Raw genomic sequence first — 23,715 nt, forward strand, 5'->3', positions numbered from 1 at the left:
GGTTGTGAAGCTTGCTGCGCGGATGGAGCGTCTCGGGACCGAGTCGGCGTTCGAGGTGCTGGCGAAGGCGAAGGCCCTGGAGGCGCAGGGTCGCGAGATCGTGCACCTCGAGATCGGCGAACCGGACTTCGACACGCCGGCGCACGTGATCGCCGCCGCCCAGCAGGCCCTGGACAAGGGCTTCACGCACTACGTGCCGGCGCCCGGCATCCCCGAACTGCGGACCGCGGTCGCGGACTTCCTCGACCGCACCGGCCGGCTCAGCACGACACCCGACCGGGTGCTGATCACGCCCGGCGCGAAGCCGATCATGTTCTTCACGATCCTGGCCCTCTGCGAGGAGGGCGACGAGGTCCTCTACCCGGACCCCGGGTTCCCGATGTACCAGTCGATCGCGGCCTTCGCCGGCGCGAAACCGGTGCCGGTGCCGCTGCGCGAGGAGAACGGCTTCGTCATCGACCCCGACGAGCTCCGGTCGCTGGTGACGGACCGGACCAAGCTGCTGATCCTCAACTCCCCGCACAACCCGTGCGGCAGTGCCTCCACGCCGGAGCAGCTGCAGGCGATCGCCGAGATCGCGATCGAGCACGACCTGGTCGTCCTCAGCGACGAGGTCTACTGGGCACTCCGGTACGACGGTGAGCACCACAGCGTTCTCGATGTCGACGGCATGCGCGAGCGCACCATCCTGCTCGACGGCTGGTCGAAGACGTTCGCGATGACGGGCTGGCGGCTGGGCTTCGGCGTGTTCCCGGAGCCGCTGGTGGAGCCGGTGACGCGGCTGATGATCAACTCGGTGTCGTGTACGTCGGCGTTCAGCCAGCATGCCGCGATCGCCGCCCTCGAAGGACCATGGGACGACGTCGACCGGATGCTGGACGCGTTCCGCGATCGGCGCGAGGTGATCGTCTCCGGGCTCAACGCCGTACCAGGTGTGTCGTGTGTGGAACCGGGCGGAGCGTTCTACGCGTTCCCGAACATCAGCGAGCTCGGCGTGTCGGCAGCGACCCTGTCCGACCGGTTGCTGGACGAGGCCGGGGTTGCGTGCCTGCCCGGTACGGCGTTCGGCATCTACGGCGAGAACAACCTGCGCTTCTCGTACGCGAACTCGGTCGAGAACATCCGCAAGGCACTCGACGCCTTCACGACTCTTGTGCGCTGACCACCACCAACCAGTCCGCGCTGACCACCCGATACCCGAGCCCGTAGAGCCCGCGCAGGATCCCGGGAACATGCCGGGCGCCGTACACGACCGCGACCTCGATGTCCTCGTCGCCACGCTCCCGGACGACCTCGGCGACCGCCGCGACGGCACGGCCGTCCCGCCGGTCGAGCAACAGGTCGAAGAAAGCATCCCACTGCTCACTGCGCAACTCGTCCTGCGCTGTCGGGAGGTCGTTGACCTCGATGTCGGGTGACAGCAGCGTGCGCCGCCCGGCGAAGAACTGCCCGATCGACACCACCGGAACCGATGCCCAGGTCAGCGCCCGGACCTTCCACGACAACTCCTGAAAACCTTCCTGGAACTCCTCCCCCGAGATGTCCGGCGCCAGGAACGGCACGCCGAGATCGCCGTACGGAATGTCGTCCTCGACCAGTCCGGCCTCCTCGTTCACCGGCATCATCCGGTACGTCGCCGTCAGACCGTCGACGGCCGCCGACTCGCCCTGGATTCCTTCGACGACGAGCAGGTCGCACTCACGCAGGCGCGCCTCGACCGCACGGAAGAACTGCGGTTCCGCCACGTGCAGCATCGGGAAGATCACGATGCTCGCGCCACCGCCGCGCCTGGTCAGCCGAAGTACGGCGGACCGGGTTCCCACGATGCTGTTCTCGATGATCTGCATAGCCCCACCCCTCCTGACAGTGTCCGATCGGCCGGGGTCAGGCGTGTGGCACAGTGGGCTGATCATGAGCAACCAGCACGGGCACACACATCGGCTTGACCTCGACGACGCTTCGGTACGGGAGTGGGACGCGACGGTGGTCGGAGTGGATCCCGAGCGCGGGATCGTGCTCGACCGGTCCGCGTTCTATCCGGGCGGCGGCGGGCAGCCGCCGGACCAGGGCGTGCTGCTGTGGGGCGGGGTCCGGACGCGGATCGTTGGGACGACCAAGGGTGACGACCTGTACCTGGTGCCGCACGAGGACGACCCGGTGCCGCCGGTCGGTACGGCGGTCCGCGGGGCGCTCGACGACGAACGGCGTACTCAGCTGATGCGGACGCACTCCGGACTACATGTGCTGACCGGGGTGGTGTTCCGTGACTTCGGCGCCCTCGTCACGGGCGGGAACATGGAACCGCTGTCGGCGCGGATGGACTTCGATCTGGCCGACGTGCCGCCGGACTTCAAGGACCGGGTCGCCGAGGCGGTCAACGCGGAGATCCGCACCGACCGCCGGATCACCGTCAGCAACCTTCCGCGCGAGGAGGCGTTCGCGATCCCGGACATCATCCGGACGGCGACCAACCTGCTCCCGCCCGATATCGAGATCGTCCGGATCGTCGACATCGCTGGCCTCGACACCCAGGCCGACGGCGGCACCCACGTCGCCTCGACCGCCCTGATCGGCCGCATGGAGGTCGTCAAGATGGAGAGTAAGGGCAGAGGCTTCCGCCGCCTCCGGGTCCGGATCACCTGACCCCTGATTATCGGCGCGGCTTCTTCTTCAACTCGGCCTCTTGCCGGCGGACCTCCGCCTGGGTCTCGCGCTCGTGCTCCAGCCAGTCCGGGTTCTCGTCCCGGATGGCCTCGATGTCGTCCGTGGTCAGCGCCTCGGTGATCCCGGCGCGGGCCAGGCCGCTGATCGAGACGCCGAGCCGGGCCGCCACCACCGAACGCGGGTGCGGCCCGGTACGCCGGAGCTCGCGCAGCCACTCGGGCGGGTCCGCCTGCAGCGCGTTCAGCTCGTCCCGCGACACGACACCCTCCTGGAACTCCGCAGGCGTGGCCGGGAGGTACACGTCCAGCTTCTTCGCCGCCGTGGCAGGCTTCATGGTTTGGGGTGTCTTGCGCGCCGTCATGGCAGCAGCGTAACGCCCGGTAACCTCTGAACCGTGACCGGATTCCGGCTGGGCTACGTCCCCGGCGTGACACCCGCCAAATGGGTTCGGATCTGGACGGAGCGACTCCCCCGCGTCCCGCTCGAACTCGTCCAGGTCTCCGCGGCCGAAGCGCCCGACCTGGTACGCCGGGGTGACGCCGACTCGGTCCTCCTGCGGCTCCCGATCGACCGCACCGGATTACACGCGATCCCGCTGTACGTCGAGCAGACGGTCGTCGTGGTGCCCAAGGATCACCTGATCACCGCGGCCGAGGAGGTCACCGTCAACGACCTCGCCGACGAGCTGATGCTGCACCCGGAGGACGACGTACTCGACTGGGACCGCCCGCCCGGCCGGCTGATCGACGAGCGCCCGGCCCGGACCGGCGACGCGATCGAGCTGGTCGCCATGGGCACCGGGCTGCTGGTGGTACCGCAGTCGCTGGCCCGGCTGCATCATCGCAAGGACCTGACCTACCGCCCGCTGACCGGCGTACCGGAGTCGCAGGTCGCGCTCAGCTGGCCGGAGGACGAGACCAGCGAACTGGTCGAGCACTTCATCGGCATCGTCCGCGGCCGGACCGCCAACAGCACCCGCGGTCCGGCGACGCCCAAACGGCAGAAGAAACCGGCGCCCCAGGCTTCCAAGCAGCCGGCCCGGCCCCAGAAACCACGCCGCCGCCGCTAGCCACTGGAAATAAGTTGAGGCTTCAACTAACATCGTGGGTATGGCGATCTTCCGGTTGAACCACGCGGTCCTGTACGTGCGCGACGTCGCGGCGAGCGTCGCGTTCTACCGAGACGTCCTCGGCTTCGGGTACACCGAGACCGGCGACGCCATCCCCGGCGCGGCGTTCCTCCGGGCGCCCGGGTCGAGCAACGACCACGACCTGGGCCTGTTCCAGATCGGGTCGCAGGCCGGACCCTCGGGCGCCGGGCGGACGACGGTCGGGCTCTACCACCTCGCCTGGGAGGTGGACACCCTCGGCGATCTCGAGGACCTGGCCGGCGCGCTGAGCGAGCACGACGCTCTGGTCGGCGCGTCCGACCACGGGACCACGAAGTCCCTCTACGGCAAGGACCCCGACGGCCTCGAGTTCGAGATCGTCTGGATCATCCCCGCCGACCTCCTCACCGACGAGGACCGCACCAAGACCGGCATCTCCCGCCTGAACCTCCCCGCCGAAATCACCAAGTACGGCCGCGAGGCCCGCAGCGGAGTAGGCATCTCCCGCGTCGGCTGATCGGATCCCCCTAGCGGGTGATGTGGTCGGCGATGCGGAGGGCTCCGGCTAGGACCGTGAGGACTGGGTTTACTCCTCCGTTGGTGACGTGGAGGGAGGCGTCGGCGATCCACAGGTTGTCGTGGCCCCAGACCCGGCCGTGTGGATCGGTGACCGATCGGGCCGGGTCGTCGCCCATCCGGCACGTCCCCGCCTGATGCTGCCCGGTGCTGGCTTGCCCGACTGTGCCGACCTCGCCGACGGAGGCCCGGACCGCACCCGCCTCCTCGAGCCAAGCCTTGGCCTTGCCGCTCATGAACCGATGCGCCCGAAGGTCCTCCGGATGGATCGACCCGCTAGTCACCACCACCGGATTGCCGAACCGATCGACCACGGACGGATCGACGCGAACGCGTGAGTCCGCCGACGTGACCTCCTGAATCGGGCCGACCACCCGCAGCATCCGCCGTACGTCATGCCGCATCGCCTGCACGCTCTCCGCACCGGCCGCCGGGATCAGCCCGGCGCCGGTCAGATAGTCGTACGCCGACGCGGGCGTCGGCACGAACTCGTTGGCGAGCATGCCGCCGCCGACGATCCCGTCGTTCCCGTGCCGGAAGTCGCAGGTCGCGATCGAGACACCGGGCCCGACGAGATCGACCACCTCGTCCTCGAACAGCCCAACCGCACCGGCGTACACATGCGCCTGCAGATGACGACCGACCTGATCCCGGTTGTTGCCGATTCCGTTCGGCTCGCCGTCGTGCGCGCTGTTCAGGAGCAGCCGCGGCGTCTCCGAAGCACCCGCCGCGACCACCACCTCTTCGCACGCAACGGTCCGTCGCCAGATCCCGCCGTACCCGTCACTCGCGACCAGTGCGACGCCGACGACTCGACCAGCTGAGGTGACCAACTGCTCGACTGTCGTCTCGGTGACCAGCGTGCAGTTCCCGGTCGCGAGCGCCGCGGGCAATGCGGTGTTGTGCGTCCCGGCCTTCGCCTCCACCGGGCAGGCGAACCCGACGCACAGGCCGCACCGCACACACCCGGAGCGCCCTTGGTAGTCGACCGAGTTGATCAGCAGCGGTACGTCGAGAGTCCCCCAGCCGAGCCGCTCGGCGGCTCCCGCCAACAGGTCAGCCGGCCCGGTCCGGGGCAGCGGCGGCATCGGAAGCGGGATCGACCGCGGCCCATGCCACGGGTCCACTCCACCGCCACTCACCCCGAACCGTTGCTCAGCCAACGAGTAGTAGGGCTCCAGGTCGTCGTACGAGATCGGCCAGTCGGCGAGCGCACTTCCTTCCGGTACGCCGTACGTCGTGGCCATCCGGAAGTCCTGTGGCACGAACCGCCACGCCTGCGCGCCGTACACCCGCGTGCCGCCGCCGACCGTGAACGCGTTGTTCCCCCACCCACCGTCCGGCGGCAGCACCTTGCTCCGCACCCCGTCCACCACCGACACCCGCGGCCGCCCCGCCGGGTCCGGATCCGTCATCGCCGGCAGACCCGCCACGGACCGCGGATTCCGCAGGTGGTCGCGCGCCAACGACTCCGTCGACGGGTAACTGCCCAACTCGACCACCAGCACCGACCGCCCCGACTCCGCCAGCACTTGAGCCGCCGCACCCCCACCGGCCCCCGATCCGACGACCACAACGTCGTACCGCTCCCGCAGCTCGTCCCGAGGCGTCACCCGCAACTCGGTCTGCACCGGCGCAAACTCCCCGCTCCGCCACCCGACCCTCGCCCAGGTCGACGGCTCCGCGTAGAACCCCTGCGCGATCAGCCGCACCAGCCAGGCCCGGTCCGCATCCGCCGCGTCCGCCAGCGCACGCTCGACCCGCCCGGCCCAGTCCGGCCGATCCTCCGTCAGCACCCGCTCGACAAACTCCGCCGCTGCCCATCCCTCCCCCGGCAGCACGAACTCCGCCAACCGCTCCAGCTCACTCCGCTGCTGCTCAGACAAGCGCACGCCCAAAATCCTTTCACGCGCCGCCAGCGTCCGCAGCTTTGTACTTGCCGGTCCAAATTTGTCGAGGAACCCTGTGGGTATGGCACTTGACGACTACTACCTGCTCGGGCGGTCGGGGCTGCGGGTCAGCCGGCTTGCACTGGGCACCATGAACTTCGGGCAAGCCGGGTTCCACGCGCCGTACGGCAAGAGCGAGGACGAGGCGCGGGCGATCTTCCGGGCCTATATCGATGCCGGCGGCAACTTCATCGACACCGCCGATTTCTACACCGCGGGTGAGAGCGAACGGATCCTCGGCCGGCTGATCGCCGAAGCCGGCGTCCGGGAGCGGATGGTGCTCACCACGAAGGCGACCAACAGCGTCGACTCCGGCGATCCGAACGCGGGCGGCAACAGCCGCAAGCACCTGATCCGCGCGCTCGACGAGTCCTTGCGCCGACTCGGCACGGACTACGTCGACCTGTTCCTGCTGCACACCTGGGACCGCATCACTCCGGTCGACGAGGTACTGCGAACTCTCGACGACCTCGCCCGCGCCGGCAAGATCAGGTACGCCGGGTTGTCCGACGTACCCGCCTGGTACGCCGCTCGCGCGCAGACTCTCGCCGACGCGCATTCGCTGACCCCGATGGTCAGCCTGCAGCTCCCGTATTCGTTGGCCGAGCGGACGATCGAGACCGAACACGTGCCGATGGCGCAGCAACTCGGGCTCGGGATCACCGCGTGGAGCCCGCTGGCGAGCGGCTTCCTCACGGGGAAGTACCAGCGCGACGACGCTCGAGGCGTGGCCGGCGAGGGCCGGCTCACCGGGGACGGCTCACCCGTGCGGGCCTGGGGTGACCGGCACTGGGACCTGTTGAAGACGGTGAAGGACGTGGCGGACAAGCTCGGGGTGACGATGGCGCAGGTCGCGGTGAACTGGGCGGCCACCCAGCCGGGCATCGCGTCCGCGATCGTCGGTGCGAGCCGGCCGGAGCAGCTCGAGTCGAGTATCGAGGCGCTCGGGTTCGAACTGCCTGCCGAGCTGCGTACCGCACTCGACACCGCCGGCGCCGTGTCACCGGAGTCGGTGTACCGGATGTTCACGCCGGAGTACCAGGGCTGGCTGGTCAACCCCGGAGCGAAGGTCGCCGACAAGCCGGCCGGCTATCAGCCGCCGGTGCTCAACTGGAGGTAATCCAGACAGAGGTCGAGCGCGTACTCCAGATGCGTCGACGTTCCTGACGACATCAGGATCGCGACGCCGCCCTGGATCGCGGCGATCAACGCGGCCGAGGCGCGGGCGGGATCCACAGTGGCACGGATCTCGCCCGCGGCCTTCATCTCCTCGATGCCGAGTTCGAGGCGGCGCTGCCACTGCGCGAGCAGCTGAGCCGTCACCGCTTGCGCGGCCGGGGTGTGCCGGCCGATTTCGGTGATCAGTACGCCGAGTGGGCAGTGCACGCCCTGCCGCCGGTACTTCTCGACGACGGCGTCCCGCCAGTCGTGCCACGCGTCCCAGCTGGTCAGCTGCCCGAGGTGCGGCTCCTGGTCCTCAAGCACCTGCTCGGCCTCGCGCTCGGCGACCGCGAGCAGCAACTGTTCCTTGCCGTCGGGGAAGTAGTGGAAGAGCTGGCTCTTGCCGGTCCGGCTGCGGCGGCCGATGTCGTCCAGCTTCACCGCACTGATCCCCCGCTCGCGGATCTCGGCCGCGGCCGCCGCCACGATCCGGTCCCGCGTCGCCGCACCCTTTGCCGTCAGCACGCCACCAAATGTACCCACGGGTTCAGCGGCCCGCGATCCACTACGGAACGAGGTAGGTGGCGATCGTCCGGGCGCAGTCGACGGATTCCGCGTGCGAGCTGTCCACCTCGACGTCGTACGTGACGCCCTCGTGGACGACGTACGCCTGCTGCTCGGCCATGCCGCGGGCGCGGTTGCCGCGCGCGAGTTCGCGGCCCGCGGCGACCTCCGGGGCGCAGTGGACGCCGACGAAGACTGTTTCGACGTCCCCGATCGCGTCCCGCCAGCGCTGCTGCGAGCCGGCGCCGCCGAGGAACACCTCATCGACGATCACCCGCCCGCCGGCCCGGCACATCGCCACGATCCCGGCGGTCCAGGCCGCGTCCAGCTGCCGGAACGCGGGCCCGACCGACACCTCGCCGCCCGGCCCGATCTCGATGCCGCCGTCCATCACGGCGGGCAGCGCGTCCACGAAGTCGTCCACACTGAACCCGAGCCAGGGCTCCGGCAGCAGCGCCTGCAGACACCGCACGATCCCGGTCTTCCCGGAACTGGACCCACCGTTGATGATGATCAGTCGAGCCGTCACGCCCGCAAGGCTAGAGGCTGACCCGCCGTGCGCTCGACAGATTTCCGGCGCGCCAGCCCGAGGAACGGCACCGCCAGCGCCTGGATCCCCGCCGACACCAGGTACGCCGGGCCGTAGCCCCAGACGTCCGCGGAGCGACCGAGCGTCGGCTGAATCACGACCCCACCGGCCGAGCCGAGCAGACTGTCGAACGACAGCACCGTCGCCCGCTGCGCCGACGGGATGTGGCTGTTCAGGTACGCCTGCCGCACCGGCGACATCGCAGCGAACAACGTGCCCCACACCATCAGCAGCACCAGCGCCACCCCGAACGACGTCACCACTCCCATCACCGCGATCACCACCCCGGACGCGACGATCGCCCCGATCAGGATCCCGATCCGGTCGTGGATCAGGCGGGAGACGTACGACGCGGACGCGCCCCCGGCGATCTGTGCACCGGCGACGATCCCGGCCGACAGACCGGCGATCGCGTACGAGCCGGTGTGCCCGTAGAGCTCGAGCAGATAGGGCTGCGCGGCGTAGAAGCCGTAGACGCTCACCCCGGCCGTGAACGGCCCGGCCAGCATCACCCAGCGGACCCGCCGGTTGAGCAGCCCGTGCCGGAGCGACGCCCGGACGATCCCGGCCATCTCGCCCCGCACCGACACTCGCGGCGCCGGGGTGAAGCCGATGTCCCGCATCGACCGCCACGCGACCACGAACGTGGCCATCAGCAACAACGCGCGGACGGCGTACGGCGTCCCCAGGTTCGTCAGCTGCGCCAGTACCCCGCCGCCGATCGAGCCGCCCATCATCGCGATCCCGCTCGCCATCTGCCCCTTCGCGAACGCCGCGTCCAGCGACCCGTCGTACCCGGTCGCATGCAGCCCGTCGACCAGCCAGGCCTCGGTCGCGCCGCTGAAGAATGTGAATCCGAGACCGAGCAGCATCGACACCACCGCCCAGAGCACGAACGGCGCATGCGTCTGCCACAGCACCAGGTAGAGCAGCGTCGTCCCGATCAGGGTGGCCGTGCCGAGGAGGTACGACGTACGCCGCCCGACCGTGTCCGCGACGACACCCGTCGGCACCTCGAACAGCACCATGCCGGCGGTGAAGAACGCGTTCGCGGCGAACGTCTTCCCGATGCTCAGTCCGGCGTCGAGCAGGAACAGCGTGTTGATGCCCCAGATCATCGACGACGCGCCCGTCGACACCACGACCAGCGTGAGGTAGGTCCGCAGTACTCGATCGGCTGTCATACCCGGTACGTCGGAGCCGCGGCGGACCGCTCGACATGCGCTCCGCTAGCTCCCTGGGCGGGTATCGTCCCGGGACGTGACGGATCAGCAGGCGGAAACGGCGGAGGCTGCGGAGGCACCCGCGCCGAACGCCCACAACACGGCCAAGCTCGCGGTGATCGTCGGCGCACTCGGTGTCGTGTTCGGCGATATCGGCACCAGCCCGATCTACACCCTCCAGACGGTGTTCAACCCCGAGGACCCGCACCCGGTGCCGGTCAGCGACAACAACGTGTACGGCGTCGTGTCGCTGATCTTCTGGTCGGTGATGATCATCGTCACCGTCACGTACATCCTGCTCGCGATGCGCGCCGACAACGACGGCGAGGGCGGCGTGATGGCGCTCATCACGCTGCTGCGCCGCTGGCGTTCCACACATCCGGGCCGCCGGGCCGCGGCCGTCCTCGCGGCGGTCGGCCTGTTCGGGGCGTCACTGTTCTTCGGTGACGGCATCATCACCCCGGCGATCTCGGTGCTGTCCGCGGTCGAGGGCCTGAAGACCGTCCAACCGTCGCTCGCCGAGTACGTCGTACCGATCACCGCGGTCATCATCACCGTGCTGTTCCTGGTCCAGCGCCGCGGGACCGAATCGGTCGGCCGGGTCTTCGGACCGGTGATGATCGCCTGGTTCACCGTGATCGGCGCGGCCGGGATCGGCGGCATCGTCGAGCACGTGGCAATCCTCAAGGCGCTCTCCCCGACATACGCGATCGGGTTCCTGGCCGGGCACTTCCACATCGCGTTCTTCGCGCTCGCGGCGATCGTGCTCTCGGTCACCGGCGCGGAGGCGCTGTACGCCGACATGGGCCACTTCGGCCGCCGCTCGATCAGTCGCGGCTGGCTGTTCCTGGTCTTCCCGGCCTGCACGCTCAGCTACATGGGTCAGGGAGCGCTGATCCTGAAGGACCACACCAACATCAGCGGCCCGTTCTTCCTGCTCGTCCCGGACTGGGGCCGGCTGCCGCTGGTGCTGCTCGCGACCGCCGCCACCGTGATCGCGTCGCAGGCGGTGATCACCGGCGCCTACTCGGTCGCGTCGCACGCCGCGCAGCTCGGGTACCTGCCGCGGCTCCGGGTGACGCACACCTCGGCGACGACGGTGGGCCAGATCTACGTCCCGTTCGTGAACTGGCTGCTGTTCGTCTCGGTACTGACGCTGATCTTCGCGTTCCGCAGCTCGGCCGCGCTGGCGTACGCGTACGGCATGACGGTGACCGGCACGATCAGCATCACGACCTTGCTGTTCTTCTACGTCGCGCACTACCGCTGGAACGTCCCGAGGTGGCTGATCCTTGTCGGCGCGGTGCCGCTGCTCACGGTCGACCTGCTGTTCATCGGAGCGAACCTGACCAAGCTGGTGCACGGCGCGTGGCTGCCGCTGCTCATCGCGGTGATCGCGTTCACGGTGATGACGACCTGGCAACGCGGCCGCGAGGTCGTGACGGCCGAGCGGGAACGCGCCGAGGGTTCACTGCAGGAGTTCATCGACCAGATGCGTTCCGGCAAGATGCCGATCCGCACCGTCCCGGGGACGGCGATCTTCCTGAACCGCGGCGGCGTCAGCGCTCCGCTCGCGCTGCGGGCGAACGTCGAGCACAACCAGGTCCGGCACGAGCACGTGGTGATCGTGGCGATCGCCACGGAGCCGGTGCCGCGGGTCGCCGAGGACCAGCGGGTCACGGTCGACGACCTCGGGTACGGCGACGACGGGATCACGCACGTCACGATCAAGTTCGGGTACATGGAGTCGCCCGACGTACCGGCAGCCCTCGCGCAGCTCGAGCCGGACGAGTCCGAAGGTCCGCTCGATCTCGACAAGGCGTCGTACTTCCTGTCCAAGATCGAGCTCCGCCGGGGCAAGGCCGCCACGATGGCGGGCTGGCGCAAGCAACTGTTCCTTGCCACCTCGCATATCACCGCCGACGCCGCCGAACATTTCGGTCTCCCCCGCGACCGCACGGTCATCATCGGATCGCACATCGAGCTGTAGAGGTGTAGCCCATGGAGCAGACGTACGACGAGAGCGCGCCGGTCCCCGCACTGGCCGGTCTCGTCCGTACGGTCTGGATCCAACGCACCGGATCACAGCCCTACCCGCAACGCGATCTGCCGACAGGTGGGGTCGAACTGCACTGCCCGGTCGGCGGCGTACCCCGGCTGATCGGGCCGCTGACCCGGGCGCATCTGCAGGTCATCCCGCCGCGGACGACGATCGTCGGCGTGCGATTCATGCCGGGCGCGGGGACACCGATGCTCGGCGTACCGGCGGACGAACTGGTCGACTGTGCCGTGGAGCTTTGGGGTCCGGCGGCGGACGCTCTCGGGTCCGCGGTGGCCGATGCGGTTAGTCCGCAGGCAGCGTTGCTCGCGATCCAGCAGTACCTGGCCAGCTGGGAGCTTCGGCCGGATCCGGTGGTGGCGGAGATGGTGCGGCGGTTGATGCCGTGGGAGCCGACCGGGATCGCGTCTCTGGCGGACGAGTTGGCGTTGTCGGAGAGTCAGTTGCGGCGGCGGTGCTTGACGGCGACCGGGGTCGGGCCGAAGACGTTGCAGCGGACGCTGCGGTTCCAGGGGTATCTCGCGTTGGCGCAGGCCGGGTTCGGGAGCGGGCTGTCGGACCTCGCGGCCGAGACCGGGTACGCCGACCACGCGCATCTGACCCGGGAATGCGTGCGGCTGACCGGCGTGACACCGCGCGAGCTGCTCGGCGACAAGGCCGACCGCTGCGACTGCGGCCACGACCACTCGGCGTCGTACCGCCCGTTCCTCGCCGAGTGGTACGCCCGTTTCGTTCAAGCGCAGCCCGGCCGCCGCGTCCTAACGTCAGCTCATGGACCTGATCGGGCCTGACCACAAGCTGTACGACGTATTGCGGAAGCCCGCACTGCCGCAGTTCGACAACATCCGCCCCGCGGCGATCGCACGCTGCTCCTCAACCGACGACGTGACCGAGGCACTCTCCTACGCCCGCGCCACCAATCTCCCCCTAACCCCCCGCGGCGGAGGCCACTGCTTCGCCGCCCGCTCCTCCACCACAGGCCTCATGCTCGACCTCTCACCCCTCTCGACGATCACAGTCGAGCCCGCCGGGGCGCTGGCGACGATTGGGGCTGGGGCTCGGTTGGCTTCCGTGTACCAGAGGTTGCACGAGTACGGGCTGACGATTCCGGCTGGGTGTGGGCCCACCGTCGGGATCGCGGGGCTGACGTTGGGTGGTGGGCTCGGGTTGCTCGGGCGTCGGTACGGGCTGACCTGCGACCGCCTGGTCGCCGCGACCGTCGTACTCGCGGACGGCACCGTCGTCACCTGTGACGCGGAGCAAGAGGCCGACCTGTTCTGGGCACTGCGCGGCGCAGGCGGCTGTCAGTTCGGCGTACTCACGTCCCTCGTCTTCGCCGCCGTACCGTCACCCACCGCGACCCGCTTCAAACTCACCTGGCCGCGCAGCCACGCCGCAGAGGTAATCGCCGCCTGGCAATCCTGGGCCCCCGACGCACCGGACGACCTCACCGCCAGCCTGACAGTCAACGCCAACGAAGCGCAGATCTTCGGCGCCACCCTCACTGAATTCGACCCCGGCCCCCTCGCCACCCTCGCCCCCGAGATCGACCTTCGCACCGACCTCTCCTGGCCCGCGCTCAAGGCCAGCCTCTCGGAAGGCGACCCGGACACCCGCATCATCCACAGCAAGTCAGAGTTCTTCCGCAACCCGCTCCCACCGGACGCGATCACCCAACTCCTCAACGCCGGCTGCGAACTCAACTTCACCCCGATGGGCGGCGCCTACAACCGGGTCCCGGCCGACGCCACCGCCTTCGCGCACCGCAACGAGCGCTTTCTCCTGGAACACGCCGGCCCCGACCGGAACGCCATACGCCGCTCCTGGTCCATCGCCCACGCCTACGCGTCCGGAGCCGTCTACCCCAACTTCCCCGACCCCGACCTGACCGACTGGCCCACCGCCTACCACGGCCCGAACTATTCCCGCCTCCGCGACATCAAGGTCAAGTACGACCCCGGCAACGTGTTCTCATTCCCCCAATCCCTCGGAGGTCCCAAATGATCCGGCTCTACATGTCCATGTCGCTCGACGGTTTCGTGGTCGGCCCCGACGACAGTCCCGAGGAACCGATGGGACGCGGCGGGTTCCGCCTGTTCAACTGGCTCGACGACCGCAACTCCGACGGACCGAGCGGGCAGGTGGTCCGCGAGTCGCTCGCGACCGGCGCGCTGATCGCGGGCCGCCGTACCTACGAGCACGCCGGCCGCTGGAACGGCGACCACCACGACGGCGTACCGATGTTCATCCTCACCCACCACGTCGCCGAGGACGACGTACCGCCGGGGAGCGCTCGCTACGTTTCCGACGTCGCCGACTGCGCCGCCCAGGCGCTCGCGGCCGCCGGCGACCGGGACGTGATGGTCCACGGCGCCGGCGCCGCACAGGCCCTCCTCCGCGCCGGCCTCCTCGACGAACTCGAACTCCACGTCGTCAACGTCCTCCTCGGCCAAGGCCGCCGCCTCTTCGACAACCTCCCAGCGGAGTACATAGAGCTCGAACAAGTCCGCCAACTCCCCGCCCGCGACGTCACCCACCTCCGCTACCGTGTCGTGAAATGACTTCCGAAAAGACCCTCCTGCTGGAGCACCTCGACGAAGTGCAGCGTTCTCTGCTGTGGAAGGTCGAAGGCCTGACCGACGATGCGCTGCGTCGTCCGATGACGCCGACCGGCACGAACCTGATCGGGATCGTCAAGCACCTCACCGGGATCACCCACGGGTACCTGGTGGAAGCGTTCGGGCAGGAGCGGGACGAGGATCGGCTCACCTCGGAGCTCGACGAGGAGCTGTTCCACGGCCTGGACATGTGGGCGACGCCGGAAGAGTCCACGGACGAACTCGTCGCCGCGTACCGGCGTGCGTGTGCGGCAGGTGCGAGGACGATCGAGGAGCTCGATCTCGACGCGACGGGCAACCATCACACCGGCAACCCGGTGACGCTGCGGGAGATGGTTCTCACCGTTCTGCTCGACACCACGCGGCACACCGGACACGCCGACGTCGTGCGTGAGCTGACCGACGGGCGGGTCGGAGCCCGGCCTGGCGATCCGATGTCGCCGGACGACGAGGAGTACCTGCGGATGTACCGCGCGCGGATCACCGGCGAGATCGATCGCGACACCTGGATGGCGTACGTCAAGAGCCTCCCCGACTACGACCCCTCGGCCTGGCCCGAGTTCCTGGCGCGCGTACGGCCGGGGTCTCAGAGCCAGGCAGAGAGCGGTTCCGCGGGTTTCCCGTCGCCGGACAGCACCTCCGAGTAGCGGCGGCCGGCCAGGTAGGCGGCGATCTCGGGAAGCGGACCACGAACCTCGGGTACGTCGCCGCGCTGGGTGCGGATGTCCTCGCACAATGCTTCGAGGAAGTCTGTGGGGAGGTCGGCGAAGGTCAGACCGGTGCCGAAGTCGACGGCATGGATCATGACCTCGCGGGAGCGCATCCACGGGATCCTGGTCGCCGGGATCGGGACGCCCTGCGCGGTGCGGACCGGTGCCTGCCACTGCTCGTCCGTCAACGCCGCCATCGCCGCGTCGAGTCCGGCCGCCGACTCCTCGAACCACGACCGCAGCTCGTCCGCCGAGCGCGACGTACCCGCCTCGATGTCCGCGTTCCGCGCTTCGGCCGACGGGTACATCGGCCGTTCCTCGCCGGTCCGGGCCCAGTGCACCAGGTTCCCCAGCGCCTCGGCGTTCAGCGACAGATGGGCCGCGACATGCCGCCGCGACCAGCCCGGCAGCAGCGACGGCGCCTCCAAGTCACCCGGTGCGTCGCCCAGTGCGTCACGGCACAGCGCCGTACCCTCGTCGATCCACTCCAGAACGCGCTCCATGACGCGAACGTAGCCGACCACGGCGCGGGTTCTTGCAGCAGTGGGGTCTTGTGGTGAGACTGACCCCCATGGAGGGGACCTGCGCGTGGTGACGACGATCGGAGTAGTAGGACCGTCGGACCTGGTCACCTCCACCAGCCGGATCATCAAGGGGCTGCGTGGCGTCGAGGTGGTCCCGCTCCGGTACCGCCGGGAGACCGACACCCCCAAGGTGATGGCCGACGCGCCGGGCAGCGTCGACGCGTGGCTGTTCACGGGCGTCGTCCCGTATCAGATCGCCGCCGCGCAGGAGCTTCTCGACCGCCCGGCGGCGCATGTCGAGTACACCGGCGCAACGCTGATGCGAGCCCTCGTTCAACTGCTCCGCGAGGGGCACGACGTGACGTCGCTCAGCATCGACGTACTCGACGAGGGCGACGTCGGGGAGACGTTCGACGAGGTGGGTCTCCCGATGCGCGGCGTCCGCGTGCTCCCGTACCGGCCCGGGCTGAGCCTCGACGAGATCGTCGAGTTCCACCACGAGGCCGGCGCGACCGTCGCGATCACCTGTCTGCGGTCGGCGTACGAGAAACTCCGGACCGAGCAGACCACGCTCCGCCTCGCGCCGTCGGTGCACTCGGTCCGTTCGGCGGTGAACAGTCTGCTGCTCGTCCATGACGCTTTGCGCAGTGACGATGCGCAGATCGCGCTCGGCCTGGTGGAGATTTCTCCGGACGCAGAGAGCGCTCTCCGGCGCGAAGCCGGCTCTCTCGGCGGCAGTGTGATCCGGTACGACGACAAGCGCTGGCTCGTGGTGGCGACCCGCGGACCGCTCGAACAAGCAACCGCGGCGTTCACGGAGCTCAGCATGCTGACCCGACTGAAGGAGCAGTTCGGACCGGTCCGGATCGGGTTCGGTATTGGCGGGTCCGGGACCGAGACCGAGGCGCTGGCCCGCCGAGCACTCGGCCGGGCGAAGACCGCCGGACGTACTGCGGCTGTCGTGTCACTGCGCAACGACATCGACCTCGTGCTGGTCGGCGGCGCGCCGCCCCGGGCCCAGCAGCGCTCGAAGCTGCAGCTGCTCGCGCAGCGCGCCGGCCTCTCGAAGGCGACGCTCGAACGGCTGCAGGAGCTCGTCCGCGCCACCCCGGAGGACGGGCTGACCACGCGTTCCGTGGCCGATTACCTCGGCATCCAGCCGCGGACCGCGCGTCGCGTCCTGAACCGCCTCGAGCGCGCCGGACTGGCGGATGCCACCGGCACCCAGCTCGGCACCGGCAGCGGCCGCCCGCTGGTCGTTTATCGCGTTCATCTCTGATTAGTTCTCAACGGTTGACGTGCTGACGCACGTCCGGCTAATTTCAGCCATGACCGTAATTCGGTGCGTACTGTCCCGGGAGGCCTTGTGGACAAGCGATTCGCACGGGGAATGATCGCTGCTTTGGTCATCTGCGCAGGACTGGTGAGCGTTTCGGACCCAGCCCGCGCTTCGATTCCGGTCGGGACCGAAACTCCGACCGTCACCAGCCTCGGTCCGGCGTCCGCCGTGACCTCGACCAGCGTCGCCGAGCAGGTCGGCGACCGGATCTGGACCATCACCTCCGGCGTGTCACCGGTCCAGGTCGGCGCGTTCGACCCGGTCGGCAAGACCGTCGACCGCAAGTTCTCCCTGCCGACCGGCGCCGGCGCGTGGGCGATGACTCACATCGGCACCGACCTGTACATCGGCCTCTACACACCCGGCGACGTCTACAAGGTCGACACGACCACCGGCACCGCGGCCAAGGTCGCGCAGTTCGGCGCGTTCGTCTGGTCGATCGCCGCGACCCCGGACGGCAAGATCGTCGCCGGCACCTACCCCGACGGCGCCGTGCACGAGTACGACCCGGCCACGGGCGCGACCAAGTCGTACGGCGCCGCCATCGCCGGTGAGCAGTACGTCCGCAGTATCGCCGCCGACGCCACCACGATCTACGCCGGTGTCGGTACGAAGGCGCACCTGATCGCCATCGACCGCGCGACCGGCGCGCGCCGCGACGTACTGCCCGCCAAGTACGCGGACCGCACGTTCGTCGCCACGCTCGCCCTCGACGGGACGAAGCTCGCCGCGGGACTCTCCCCCACCGGCACGATGCTCGTCTTCGACACCACCGATCTGAGCAGCCCGGTCGAGGTGCAGACGCCCGGCGGCGACCAGTACGTCACCGCGATCACCCTCAGCGGCGACGACATCTACCTCGGAACGCGTCCGTCCGGCACGCTCTACCGGTACCGCGACAATGCGCTGACGCGCCTCGGTTCGCCGTACGACGGTGCCTACTTCAACCGGATCTTCGTCGAGGGTTCGACGATTCGCGCCGAGCTGACCAGCCAGGTCGTCGACTTCGACGAGGCGAGCGGGACCTTCACCGGGACCGATCTCGGGCAGGCCGGTCTGCCGCCCGCACCCGAACAGGTGATGGCGCTCGCCGCCACACCGTCGTCCGTCCTGGTCAGCGGCAAGGCCGGCGTGCAGGTCCATGATCTCGCCACCGGCGCGAGCACCCGCACGTTCCTGCCCGGCGAGGCGAAGACGATGACGCCGCTCGGAAAGAACGTGTACCTCGGCGTCTACACACTGGCCCGCCTCTGGCAGATGAAGCCCGACGGCACCGACCTGCACGAACTCGGCCAGATCGGCAACGAACAGACCCGCCCGACCGACGCCGCGTACGACGACCGCTCGCAGACGTGGCTGATCTCCACCGAGCCCGACTACGGCAAGTACGACGGCACGCTCGTCGAACAGCACCTCGCCGGCGGCGACCGCGAGGTGCACCGGGGCGTCGTACCGCACCAGTCGGTCCGCTCCGTGACGACCGCCGACGGCATCGCGTTCCTCGGCGGCGCGACCCGGAACAGCCTCGGTACGGACCCGATCCTGCCCGAGGCAACCGTGGTGGCGTTCGACCTGCGCCGCAATCAGGTGCTGTGGGAGACCGCCCAGGTCCCCGGAGCGCAGACCTACAGCGATCTCGTGCTCTACCGCGGCCGGCTGTACGCGACCACCGACGACGGCCGCCTCGCCGTACTCGATCCGCGGACCGGCAAACTCGTCACGAGCGCGACGCTCGGCACCGGTCAGAGCCGGCTGACGATCGCCCGCACCGGCCTCTACGGCACCGACAACAAGCGCGTCTTCAAGATCACGCCGAACCCCACCGGCGCCCCGACCGTGAGCACCGTGGTCGACGGCCTCGGCGCGCAGATCTACAGCTACCCGCTGATCACCACGTCGTACGACGGGAACGCGCTCTACACGATCAAGGGCCGCGACCTCGTCCGCATCGGAGGGCTCCGATGATCATCTCCCGCCGTACCGCTCTCGCCGGGGCCTTGGCGAGCGGCGCGTTGACCGCTCTCTCCACGACCGCCCACGCGGAGGCAACTACCATGGACGATCCCATCGATGGTTCCACCTTGCCGACGTCTGGTCCCGCGGTCGTCACGGCCGCCGTCGTCGCGATGGCCGTGCACGACGGTCACGCCTACGTGATCAGCCGCGGCATCGTGCCGCCCCGGCTGACCGAGGTCGACCTGACCACCCGCCGCGTCACCAGGACGGTTGAGCTACCAACCGGAGAGGGCGGCTGGGGAATCACAGTTGCCGCAGGCAAGGTCTACTGCGGGCTCTATCCGACTGCCGACGTCTACTGTTTCGACCCGGCCGACGGATCTGTGACCCACGTAGGAGCGCTGGCCGGTCCGGGCGGCTTCGTCTGGGACATGACAACGGCACCCGACGGCCAGGTGTTCGCGGTCAGCTACCCGAACGGCGCGGTCTGGCAGATCGATCCCGCGACGAACGCCGCCACGAAACTCGGTGCCCCCGTCCCCGGAGCGCAGTACGGCCGCTACGTCGGGGCCGCGGGCAACTACGTGTACGCCGGGATCTACACGCCGTCGCAGGTGGTCGGGTACGACCGAAGTACCGGGACCTTCCGCGACATCACACCCGCGGCGTCCCGTGGGCAGAACTTCGGCCCGTTCGCGGGCGCCGGCGACCGGATCTACGTGGGCAGCAGCCGGGCGTTGCTGAACATGGCGCTCGACGGCAGCGACGTACGGGCCGTGCCGTTGCCCGAGGGACAGTCGAGCGTCGACGCGATCACGGTTGCTGCGGACGGCACGGCGTACCTGACAACCCGGACGTCAGGGACGGTCTGGTCGTGCGGGCCGCAGGACACCAGCCTGACCGCGGTGGCGACGCCCGCGCCGGCGGACGAGCACCGTCGGCTCGTGATGCTCGATCCGAACACGCTGTTCGGCTCGACCGGATCCGGCGTGCTGTGGTGGCTCGACGTCGGAACGGGTGAGTTCGAGCTGCTCGATCTCGTCGACGCCGGGTTCACGCCCGCACCGGACAAGCCGCAGTCGATCGTGATCGGCGACCCGCACGTGTACGTCGGCGGGCACTGGGTCGTCACCGAGCACGCGATCGCCACCGGTGTGACCCGCCGGCTCCGGGTCGCCGGTGAGGCCAAGACGCTGAACTGGGTCCGGGGCGAGCTGTACTCCGCGCTGTACCCGAGCACCGAGGTGGTCCGGATCAACCCGCGGACCAAGGAGGTGCACAGTTTCGGCGCGATCGGTCACGAGCAGATCCGGCCGTGGCAGGCCGCGTACGACCCGAAGTCGAAGCTCCTCGCAATCGCGTCCGCACCGGGCACCGGGAAGCTCACCGGCGCACTCACCTTGCTCGACATCCGCACCGGTGAGCTCGACGTGCACTACGGCGTACTGCCCGACCAGGGCGTGCTGTCGGTCTCGATCGTCGACGGCATCGCGTACCTCGGCGGGGACGTGGTCGGCGGCGGTGGCATCCCGCCGACGCGCACCTCGGCGGCGATCGGGGCGTTCGACCTGTGCCGCCGCGAACTGCTCTGGACCGCCGAGCCACTCGCCGGAGAGCGCTCTATCCAGAGCGTCGCCGTTCACGACGGCATCCTGTACGGCGTGCTGAAGCGCACCAGCGGCGGCTGGTTCACGTACGACCTGCGCACCCGCGCCGTCGTCCGCGGCGCGAACAAGCTGTCCGGGTACGGCCAGATCCACACTGACCGGACCGGCGTCTACTGTGAAACGAACTTTGGCGGGAACCTGTACCAGCTGGGACCGGGCCTCAGCAGCGCGAAGCTGCTCGTGAACAAGCTGGGCGACGGGTGGTACACCGTGCCGCAGCTGACCCCGGTCCCCGGCGCCCAGCACGCGGTCTGGGGCCTCGCCGACCGCGATCTCGTCCAACTACCGTTGCCCTAAGCAAAGGATTCGTCAGATGGAGAACAGTCAGCTCGCGCGCGACGGCGGTACGCCGGTGCGCACCGATCCGCTGCCGTCGGTGATGAACGCCAGCGGCCGGCGCTTCGGCGACGACGAGGTCAAGGCGGTCGAGCGGGTGCTGCGCAGCGGCATGCTCTCGGCCACCTGGGGAACGGAGGTCCCCGCGCTCGAGCTGGAGTTCGCGTCCCTGCTCGGCGCGGGACACGCGGTCGCCTGCAGTTCGGGAACGGCGGCGCTGCACCTGGCCGTCGCCGCCGTGAACCCGGATCCCGGCGACGAGATCATCACCACGCCGATCAGCGACATGGGCACCGTGTTCCCGATCATGATGCAGAACGCTGTTCCGGTGTTCGCGGACGTCGACCCGATCACGGGAAACCTGACGCCCGAGACCGTGGCCGCCGCGATCACGCCGCGCACGAAGGCCGTGATCGTCGTGCACCTGTTCGGAAAGCCGGCCGCCGTCCGGGAGTTGCGCGAGCTCTGTGATCAGCACGGGATCCTGCTGATCGAGGACTGCGCGCAGGCATACCTCGCGCCGGTCGGCGACACGTTCGCCGGCCGGATCGGGCACATCGGCTGCTTCAGCCTCCAGCAGACCAAGCACATCAGCGCCGGCGACGGCGGCCTGGCGGTCACCGACGACGCGCAGCGCGCGCGCCGGATGCGGTTGTTCGCCGACAAGGGCTGGCCGCGTGACACCGACGAGCGGACCTACCTGTTCCTCGCGCTCAACTACCGCATGACCGAACTCGTCGCCTCGGTCACGCGAGCGCAGCTCAACCGGCTGCGCGGCGTCGTCCAGGATCGTCGTACGGCGGCATTGCGAGCCACGGCCGGGATAGCTGACCTGGCCGGGGTCACCGCCCCACCCGACGGGCAGGACCATGTGTACTGGCAGTACCCGCTGATCATCTCCGAGGCGGCCGGCGACATGCGCGAATGGGCCGCCGCGCTGACCGCCGAGGGCGTGCCGGCGAACGGCGGATACCTGACCAGCCCGCTGTACGCCGCACCCGCGGTCCGCGAGCGGATCACGTACGGTCAGTCCGGGTTCCCACTGCAGGACGTCTCGTACCCGCCCGGCCTGTGCCCGAACGCCGAGGAACTCATCGACCGCCGGCTGCTCGTCCTCGCCTGGAACGAGAACTACACCGAATCCGACGTCGACGACATCGTCACCGCGATCCGCAAGGTCCACAACGCCCTGTCCCGGAAGGCATCATGACCGATTCTCCCCTGCTGCTCGACTGCGACATCCTGGTCGGGCACGACGTGACGACGGGGCGCTGGGGGCGGCCCGAGAACGTCGCGAAGGTGTTCGCGGAGAGCGGTATCTCGGGCGGCGTCGTGTCCGGGCTGCGCGCGGTGCACTTCGACGTACCGTCCGGGAACGACGAGGCGCGGCAGGTTGCTGACGGCAACGGCTGGACGACGTGTCCGGTGCTCGACCTGCGTGATCCGCTCGGCGCGGAGAAGGAACTGGAGCGTCTGCTGGTGAGCGACTCGCCGCCGCGGGCGATCCGGCTGGCGCCGACCGCGCAGAGCGTCGAGCCGACGTACCCGGCCTTCGGGCATGTCGCGCAACTGCTCGTCGACGCCGGGCTGACGATCTTCACCGAGGGCGACGTCCGCAAGGTCGGGCCGGCGCTGCGCGGGCTCGGCGCGCGCGTGGTCTTCCTCGACACGCACTTCTACTACCTCGGCGACTTCGTGGTGCTGGCCCGGTCCGAACCCGGGTTCCACACGTCGACCCGGATGCTCACCGGACCGGACTCGCTGGAGATCGTGGCCGCGGAGGTCGGCGCCGAGCGGCTCGTGCTCGGGTGCCGGACGCCGTTCCACGAGACTCGCTCGGTGATCCGCAGGCTGCTCTCGTCCAAGCTCAGCCCGGACGAGATCGCCCAGGCCGGAAGCCGCAGTCTCACGACCCTGCTGGAGCCCGCATGCTGATCGACGTACACGCCCACTGGGGACCGTGGTTCTTCTCGATGGACGTCGCGAGCATCGACGCCAACATCGACGGGCTCGACCGGTTCGGCATCGACCTCCAGCTGGTTTCCGCGATCGAGGCCATCGTGTACGACGCGCCCCTCGGCAACCGCTCTCTCGCCAAGCAACTCCCGGCCGATCCGCGGCTGCGCGGGATGATCGTCGTCGACCCGCGCCGCCTCGAGGAGGCCCGCACCGATCTCGACGAGCTGCTCGGCGGGGACGGGCGGACGCGATGGGTCGGCGCCAAGATCCACACCGAGTACAGCCGGACGCCGATGACCTCGCCCGCGATGCAGGCCGCGATCGAGCTCACCACCGAGTACGGGCTGCCCACACTCGTGCACACCTGGAACGACACCGTCGTCGACCTGGCCGACGTCGCGGCCCGGATCCCCGACGCCCGGGTGATCGCCGGTCACATGGGCGCGCCCGGCTGGCCCCGGGTCCCCGAGGCGGCGGACCGCTCCGACCGGATCTGGTTCGAGCCCTGCTGGTCCGCGCCCGAGGCCAACCGGATCCGCTGGATCCTGGACCGGATCGACCCCGGCCGGATGATGTTCGGCACCGACGCCACGCTGATCGACCCGTCGGTAGCCCTCGGCGCCCTCGAAGCCGCCGACCTCACCCCCGAAGAACACGAGGCCGTCACCCACCGCAACGCCACCGCCCTGTTCGGCCTCTGACCAACACCAGGG

General features: G+C 69.4%; 23 protein-coding genes. 16 read left to right on the top strand and 7 right to left on the bottom strand.

Features of this window, described 5'->3' with window-relative positions:
* Positions 1-4: 4 nt before the first annotated feature.
* A complete protein-coding gene (locus ACLJOO_RS32400; protein WP_410791425.1) occupies positions 5-1,162 on the top strand; it encodes a pyridoxal phosphate-dependent aminotransferase in 1,158 nt (385 codons plus the stop codon).
* Here ACLJOO_RS32400 and ACLJOO_RS32405 read toward each other — a convergent pair.
* Positions 1,143-1,847, bottom strand: coding sequence for a hypothetical protein (locus tag ACLJOO_RS32405; protein WP_410791427.1), 705 nt, complete (start codon positions 1,845-1,847; stop codon positions 1,143-1,145). The two genes, ACLJOO_RS32400 and ACLJOO_RS32405, sit on opposite strands and share 20 nt — an antisense overlap.
* A 64-nt stretch (positions 1,848-1,911) precedes the next feature.
* On the opposite strand from ACLJOO_RS32405, the gene ACLJOO_RS32410 reads away from it, so the two are divergent.
* Positions 1,912-2,643, top strand: a complete 732-nt coding sequence (locus tag ACLJOO_RS32410) for an alanyl-tRNA editing protein (RefSeq protein ID WP_410791429.1) — start codon at positions 1,912-1,914, stop codon at positions 2,641-2,643.
* Between the two features lie 7 nt (positions 2,644-2,650).
* Here the strand turns inward: ACLJOO_RS32410 and ACLJOO_RS32415 are convergent, their stop codons facing one another.
* Positions 2,651-3,025 carry a DUF5997 family protein gene (locus tag ACLJOO_RS32415; RefSeq protein WP_410791430.1) on the bottom strand — a complete coding sequence of 125 codons (375 nt, stop codon included), beginning with the start codon at positions 3,023-3,025 and terminating at the stop codon, positions 2,651-2,653.
* Between the two features lie 33 nt (positions 3,026-3,058).
* Between ACLJOO_RS32415 and ACLJOO_RS32420 the strand changes: the two genes are divergently transcribed.
* Entirely contained in the window at positions 3,059-3,733 is a 675-nt protein-coding gene (locus ACLJOO_RS32420) for a LysR family substrate-binding domain-containing protein (protein WP_410791431.1), read from the top strand.
* 40 nt (positions 3,734-3,773) lie between these two features.
* Positions 3,774-4,289 carry a VOC family protein gene (locus ACLJOO_RS32425; protein ID WP_410791432.1) on the top strand — a complete coding sequence of 172 codons (516 nt, stop codon included), beginning with the start codon at positions 3,774-3,776 and terminating at the stop codon, positions 4,287-4,289.
* 10 nt (positions 4,290-4,299) lie between these two features.
* Here the strand turns inward: ACLJOO_RS32425 and ACLJOO_RS32430 are convergent, their stop codons facing one another.
* Complete coding sequence (locus ACLJOO_RS32430) at positions 4,300-6,240, bottom strand: GMC family oxidoreductase (protein WP_410791433.1); 1,941 nt, start codon at positions 6,238-6,240, stop codon at positions 4,300-4,302.
* Positions 6,241-6,319: 79 nt separating this feature from the next.
* Here ACLJOO_RS32430 and ACLJOO_RS32435 point away from each other — a divergent pair, with 79 nt between their 5' ends.
* Positions 6,320-7,417, top strand: a complete 1,098-nt coding sequence (locus ACLJOO_RS32435) for an aldo/keto reductase (RefSeq protein WP_410791434.1) — start codon at positions 6,320-6,322, stop codon at positions 7,415-7,417.
* On the opposite strand, the gene ACLJOO_RS32440 is transcribed toward ACLJOO_RS32435, so the two are convergent.
* Genes ACLJOO_RS32440 through ACLJOO_RS32450 form a run of 3 tightly spaced genes read right to left on the bottom strand, consistent with a single transcriptional unit; the run spans position 7,390 to position 9,795 of the window.
* Positions 7,390-7,983 carry a TetR/AcrR family transcriptional regulator gene (locus ACLJOO_RS32440; RefSeq protein WP_410791435.1) on the bottom strand — a complete coding sequence of 198 codons (594 nt, stop codon included), beginning with the start codon at positions 7,981-7,983 and terminating at the stop codon, positions 7,390-7,392. The genes ACLJOO_RS32435 and ACLJOO_RS32440 overlap by 28 nt on opposite strands.
* 40 nt (positions 7,984-8,023) lie before the next feature.
* Positions 8,024-8,551: a chloramphenicol phosphotransferase CPT gene (gene cpt, locus ACLJOO_RS32445; RefSeq protein WP_410791436.1), complete on the bottom strand. Its 528-nt coding sequence runs from the start codon at positions 8,549-8,551 to the stop codon at positions 8,024-8,026.
* Positions 8,548-9,795 carry an MFS transporter gene (locus tag ACLJOO_RS32450; RefSeq protein WP_410791437.1) on the bottom strand — a complete coding sequence of 416 codons (1,248 nt, stop codon included), beginning with the start codon at positions 9,793-9,795 and terminating at the stop codon, positions 8,548-8,550. The genes cpt and ACLJOO_RS32450 overlap by 4 nt, the downstream gene beginning before the upstream one ends.
* Positions 9,796-9,871: 76 nt before the next feature.
* On the opposite strand from ACLJOO_RS32450, the gene ACLJOO_RS32455 reads away from it, so the two are divergent.
* Genes ACLJOO_RS32455 through ACLJOO_RS32475 form a run of 5 tightly spaced genes read left to right on the top strand, consistent with a single transcriptional unit; the run spans position 9,872 to position 15,158 of the window.
* Positions 9,872-11,824: a potassium transporter Kup gene (locus ACLJOO_RS32455; protein WP_410791438.1), complete on the top strand. Its 1,953-nt coding sequence runs from the start codon at positions 9,872-9,874 to the stop codon at positions 11,822-11,824.
* A gap of 11 nt (positions 11,825-11,835) precedes the next feature.
* Positions 11,836-12,684, top strand: coding sequence for a helix-turn-helix domain-containing protein (locus tag ACLJOO_RS32460; RefSeq protein WP_410791439.1), 849 nt, complete (start codon positions 11,836-11,838; stop codon positions 12,682-12,684).
* The gene (locus tag ACLJOO_RS32465; RefSeq protein WP_410791440.1) at positions 12,665-13,897 is read left to right on the top strand and encodes an FAD-binding oxidoreductase; all 1,233 of its coding nucleotides are present in this window, start codon (positions 12,665-12,667) and stop codon (positions 13,895-13,897) included. The genes ACLJOO_RS32460 and ACLJOO_RS32465 overlap by 20 nt, the downstream gene beginning before the upstream one ends.
* Positions 13,894-14,454, top strand: a complete 561-nt coding sequence (locus tag ACLJOO_RS32470; protein WP_410791441.1) for a dihydrofolate reductase family protein — start codon at positions 13,894-13,896, stop codon at positions 14,452-14,454. The genes ACLJOO_RS32465 and ACLJOO_RS32470 overlap by 4 nt, the downstream gene beginning before the upstream one ends.
* The gene (locus tag ACLJOO_RS32475) at positions 14,451-15,158 is read left to right on the top strand and encodes a DinB family protein (protein ID WP_410791443.1); all 708 of its coding nucleotides are present in this window, start codon (positions 14,451-14,453) and stop codon (positions 15,156-15,158) included. The genes ACLJOO_RS32470 and ACLJOO_RS32475 overlap by 4 nt, the downstream gene beginning before the upstream one ends.
* Here ACLJOO_RS32475 and ACLJOO_RS32480 read toward each other — a convergent pair.
* Positions 15,098-15,724, bottom strand: a complete 627-nt coding sequence (locus ACLJOO_RS32480; RefSeq protein ID WP_410791445.1) for a maleylpyruvate isomerase family mycothiol-dependent enzyme — start codon at positions 15,722-15,724, stop codon at positions 15,098-15,100. The two genes, ACLJOO_RS32475 and ACLJOO_RS32480, sit on opposite strands and share 61 nt — an antisense overlap.
* An 85-nt stretch (positions 15,725-15,809) precedes the next feature.
* On the opposite strand from ACLJOO_RS32480, the gene ACLJOO_RS32485 reads away from it, so the two are divergent.
* The 6 genes from ACLJOO_RS32485 to ACLJOO_RS32510 all read left to right on the top strand — a co-directional run bounded on the left by ACLJOO_RS32485 (position 15,810) and on the right by ACLJOO_RS32510 (position 23,703).
* Positions 15,810-17,024 carry a helix-turn-helix domain-containing protein gene (locus ACLJOO_RS32485; protein WP_410791446.1) on the top strand — a complete coding sequence of 405 codons (1,215 nt, stop codon included), beginning with the start codon at positions 15,810-15,812 and terminating at the stop codon, positions 17,022-17,024.
* Positions 17,025-17,168: 144 nt separating this feature from the next.
* Positions 17,169-19,049 carry a PQQ-binding-like beta-propeller repeat protein gene (locus ACLJOO_RS32490; protein ID WP_410791447.1) on the top strand — a complete coding sequence of 627 codons (1,881 nt, stop codon included), beginning with the start codon at positions 17,169-17,171 and terminating at the stop codon, positions 19,047-19,049.
* On the top strand, positions 19,046-21,004 hold the full coding sequence (locus ACLJOO_RS32495) for a hypothetical protein (protein WP_410791448.1): 1,959 nt from the start codon (positions 19,046-19,048) through the stop codon (positions 21,002-21,004). The genes ACLJOO_RS32490 and ACLJOO_RS32495 overlap by 4 nt, the downstream gene beginning before the upstream one ends.
* Before the next feature lie 16 nt (positions 21,005-21,020).
* Positions 21,021-22,253 carry a DegT/DnrJ/EryC1/StrS family aminotransferase gene (locus ACLJOO_RS32500; protein WP_410791449.1) on the top strand — a complete coding sequence of 411 codons (1,233 nt, stop codon included), beginning with the start codon at positions 21,021-21,023 and terminating at the stop codon, positions 22,251-22,253.
* Positions 22,250-22,978 (top strand): hypothetical protein, encoded by a 729-nt coding sequence (locus ACLJOO_RS32505; protein WP_410791450.1) that lies wholly within the window; start codon positions 22,250-22,252, stop codon positions 22,976-22,978. The genes ACLJOO_RS32500 and ACLJOO_RS32505 overlap by 4 nt, the downstream gene beginning before the upstream one ends.
* Positions 22,972-23,703, top strand: coding sequence for an amidohydrolase family protein (locus ACLJOO_RS32510; RefSeq protein ID WP_410791451.1), 732 nt, complete (start codon positions 22,972-22,974; stop codon positions 23,701-23,703). The genes ACLJOO_RS32505 and ACLJOO_RS32510 overlap by 7 nt, the downstream gene beginning before the upstream one ends.
* The last annotated feature ends 12 nt before the right edge of the window (positions 23,704-23,715 follow it).

This window comes from Kribbella sp. C-35 (genome assembly GCF_046549195.1).
GTDB lineage: Bacteria > Actinomycetota > Actinomycetes > Propionibacteriales > Kribbellaceae > Kribbella.

What these genes read in the sequence shown, in the direction of transcription:
- ACLJOO_RS32405 (WP_410791427.1), bottom strand. Translation starts at nt 1,847, where the DNA reads ATGCAGATCATCGAGAACAGCATCGTGGGAACCCGGTCCGCCGTACTT.
- ACLJOO_RS32470 (WP_410791441.1), top strand. Translation starts at nt 13,894, where the DNA reads ATGATCCGGCTCTACATGTCCATGTCGCTCGACGGTTTCGTGGTCGGC.
- ACLJOO_RS32495 (WP_410791448.1), top strand. Translation starts at nt 19,046, where the DNA reads ATGATCATCTCCCGCCGTACCGCTCTCGCCGGGGCCTTGGCGAGCGGC.
- ACLJOO_RS32435 (WP_410791434.1), top strand. Translation starts at nt 6,320, where the DNA reads ATGGCACTTGACGACTACTACCTGCTCGGGCGGTCGGGGCTGCGGGTC.
- ACLJOO_RS32425 (WP_410791432.1), top strand. Translation starts at nt 3,774, where the DNA reads ATGGCGATCTTCCGGTTGAACCACGCGGTCCTGTACGTGCGCGACGTC.
- ACLJOO_RS32500 (WP_410791449.1), top strand. Translation starts at nt 21,021, where the DNA reads ATGGAGAACAGTCAGCTCGCGCGCGACGGCGGTACGCCGGTGCGCACC.
- ACLJOO_RS32505 (WP_410791450.1), top strand. Translation starts at nt 22,250, where the DNA reads ATGACCGATTCTCCCCTGCTGCTCGACTGCGACATCCTGGTCGGGCAC.
- ACLJOO_RS32415 (WP_410791430.1), bottom strand. Translation starts at nt 3,025, where the DNA reads ATGACGGCGCGCAAGACACCCCAAACCATGAAGCCTGCCACGGCGGCG.
- ACLJOO_RS32480 (WP_410791445.1), bottom strand. Translation starts at nt 15,724, where the DNA reads ATGGAGCGCGTTCTGGAGTGGATCGACGAGGGTACGGCGCTGTGCCGT.
- ACLJOO_RS32460 (WP_410791439.1), top strand. Translation starts at nt 11,836, where the DNA reads ATGGAGCAGACGTACGACGAGAGCGCGCCGGTCCCCGCACTGGCCGGT.
- ACLJOO_RS32450 (WP_410791437.1), bottom strand. Translation starts at nt 9,795, where the DNA reads ATGACAGCCGATCGAGTACTGCGGACCTACCTCACGCTGGTCGTGGTG.
- ACLJOO_RS32475 (WP_410791443.1), top strand. Translation starts at nt 14,451, where the DNA reads ATGACTTCCGAAAAGACCCTCCTGCTGGAGCACCTCGACGAAGTGCAG.
- ACLJOO_RS32465 (WP_410791440.1), top strand. Translation starts at nt 12,665, where the DNA reads ATGGACCTGATCGGGCCTGACCACAAGCTGTACGACGTATTGCGGAAG.
- ACLJOO_RS32410 (WP_410791429.1), top strand. Translation starts at nt 1,912, where the DNA reads ATGAGCAACCAGCACGGGCACACACATCGGCTTGACCTCGACGACGCT.
- ACLJOO_RS32510 (WP_410791451.1), top strand. Translation starts at nt 22,972, where the DNA reads ATGCTGATCGACGTACACGCCCACTGGGGACCGTGGTTCTTCTCGATG.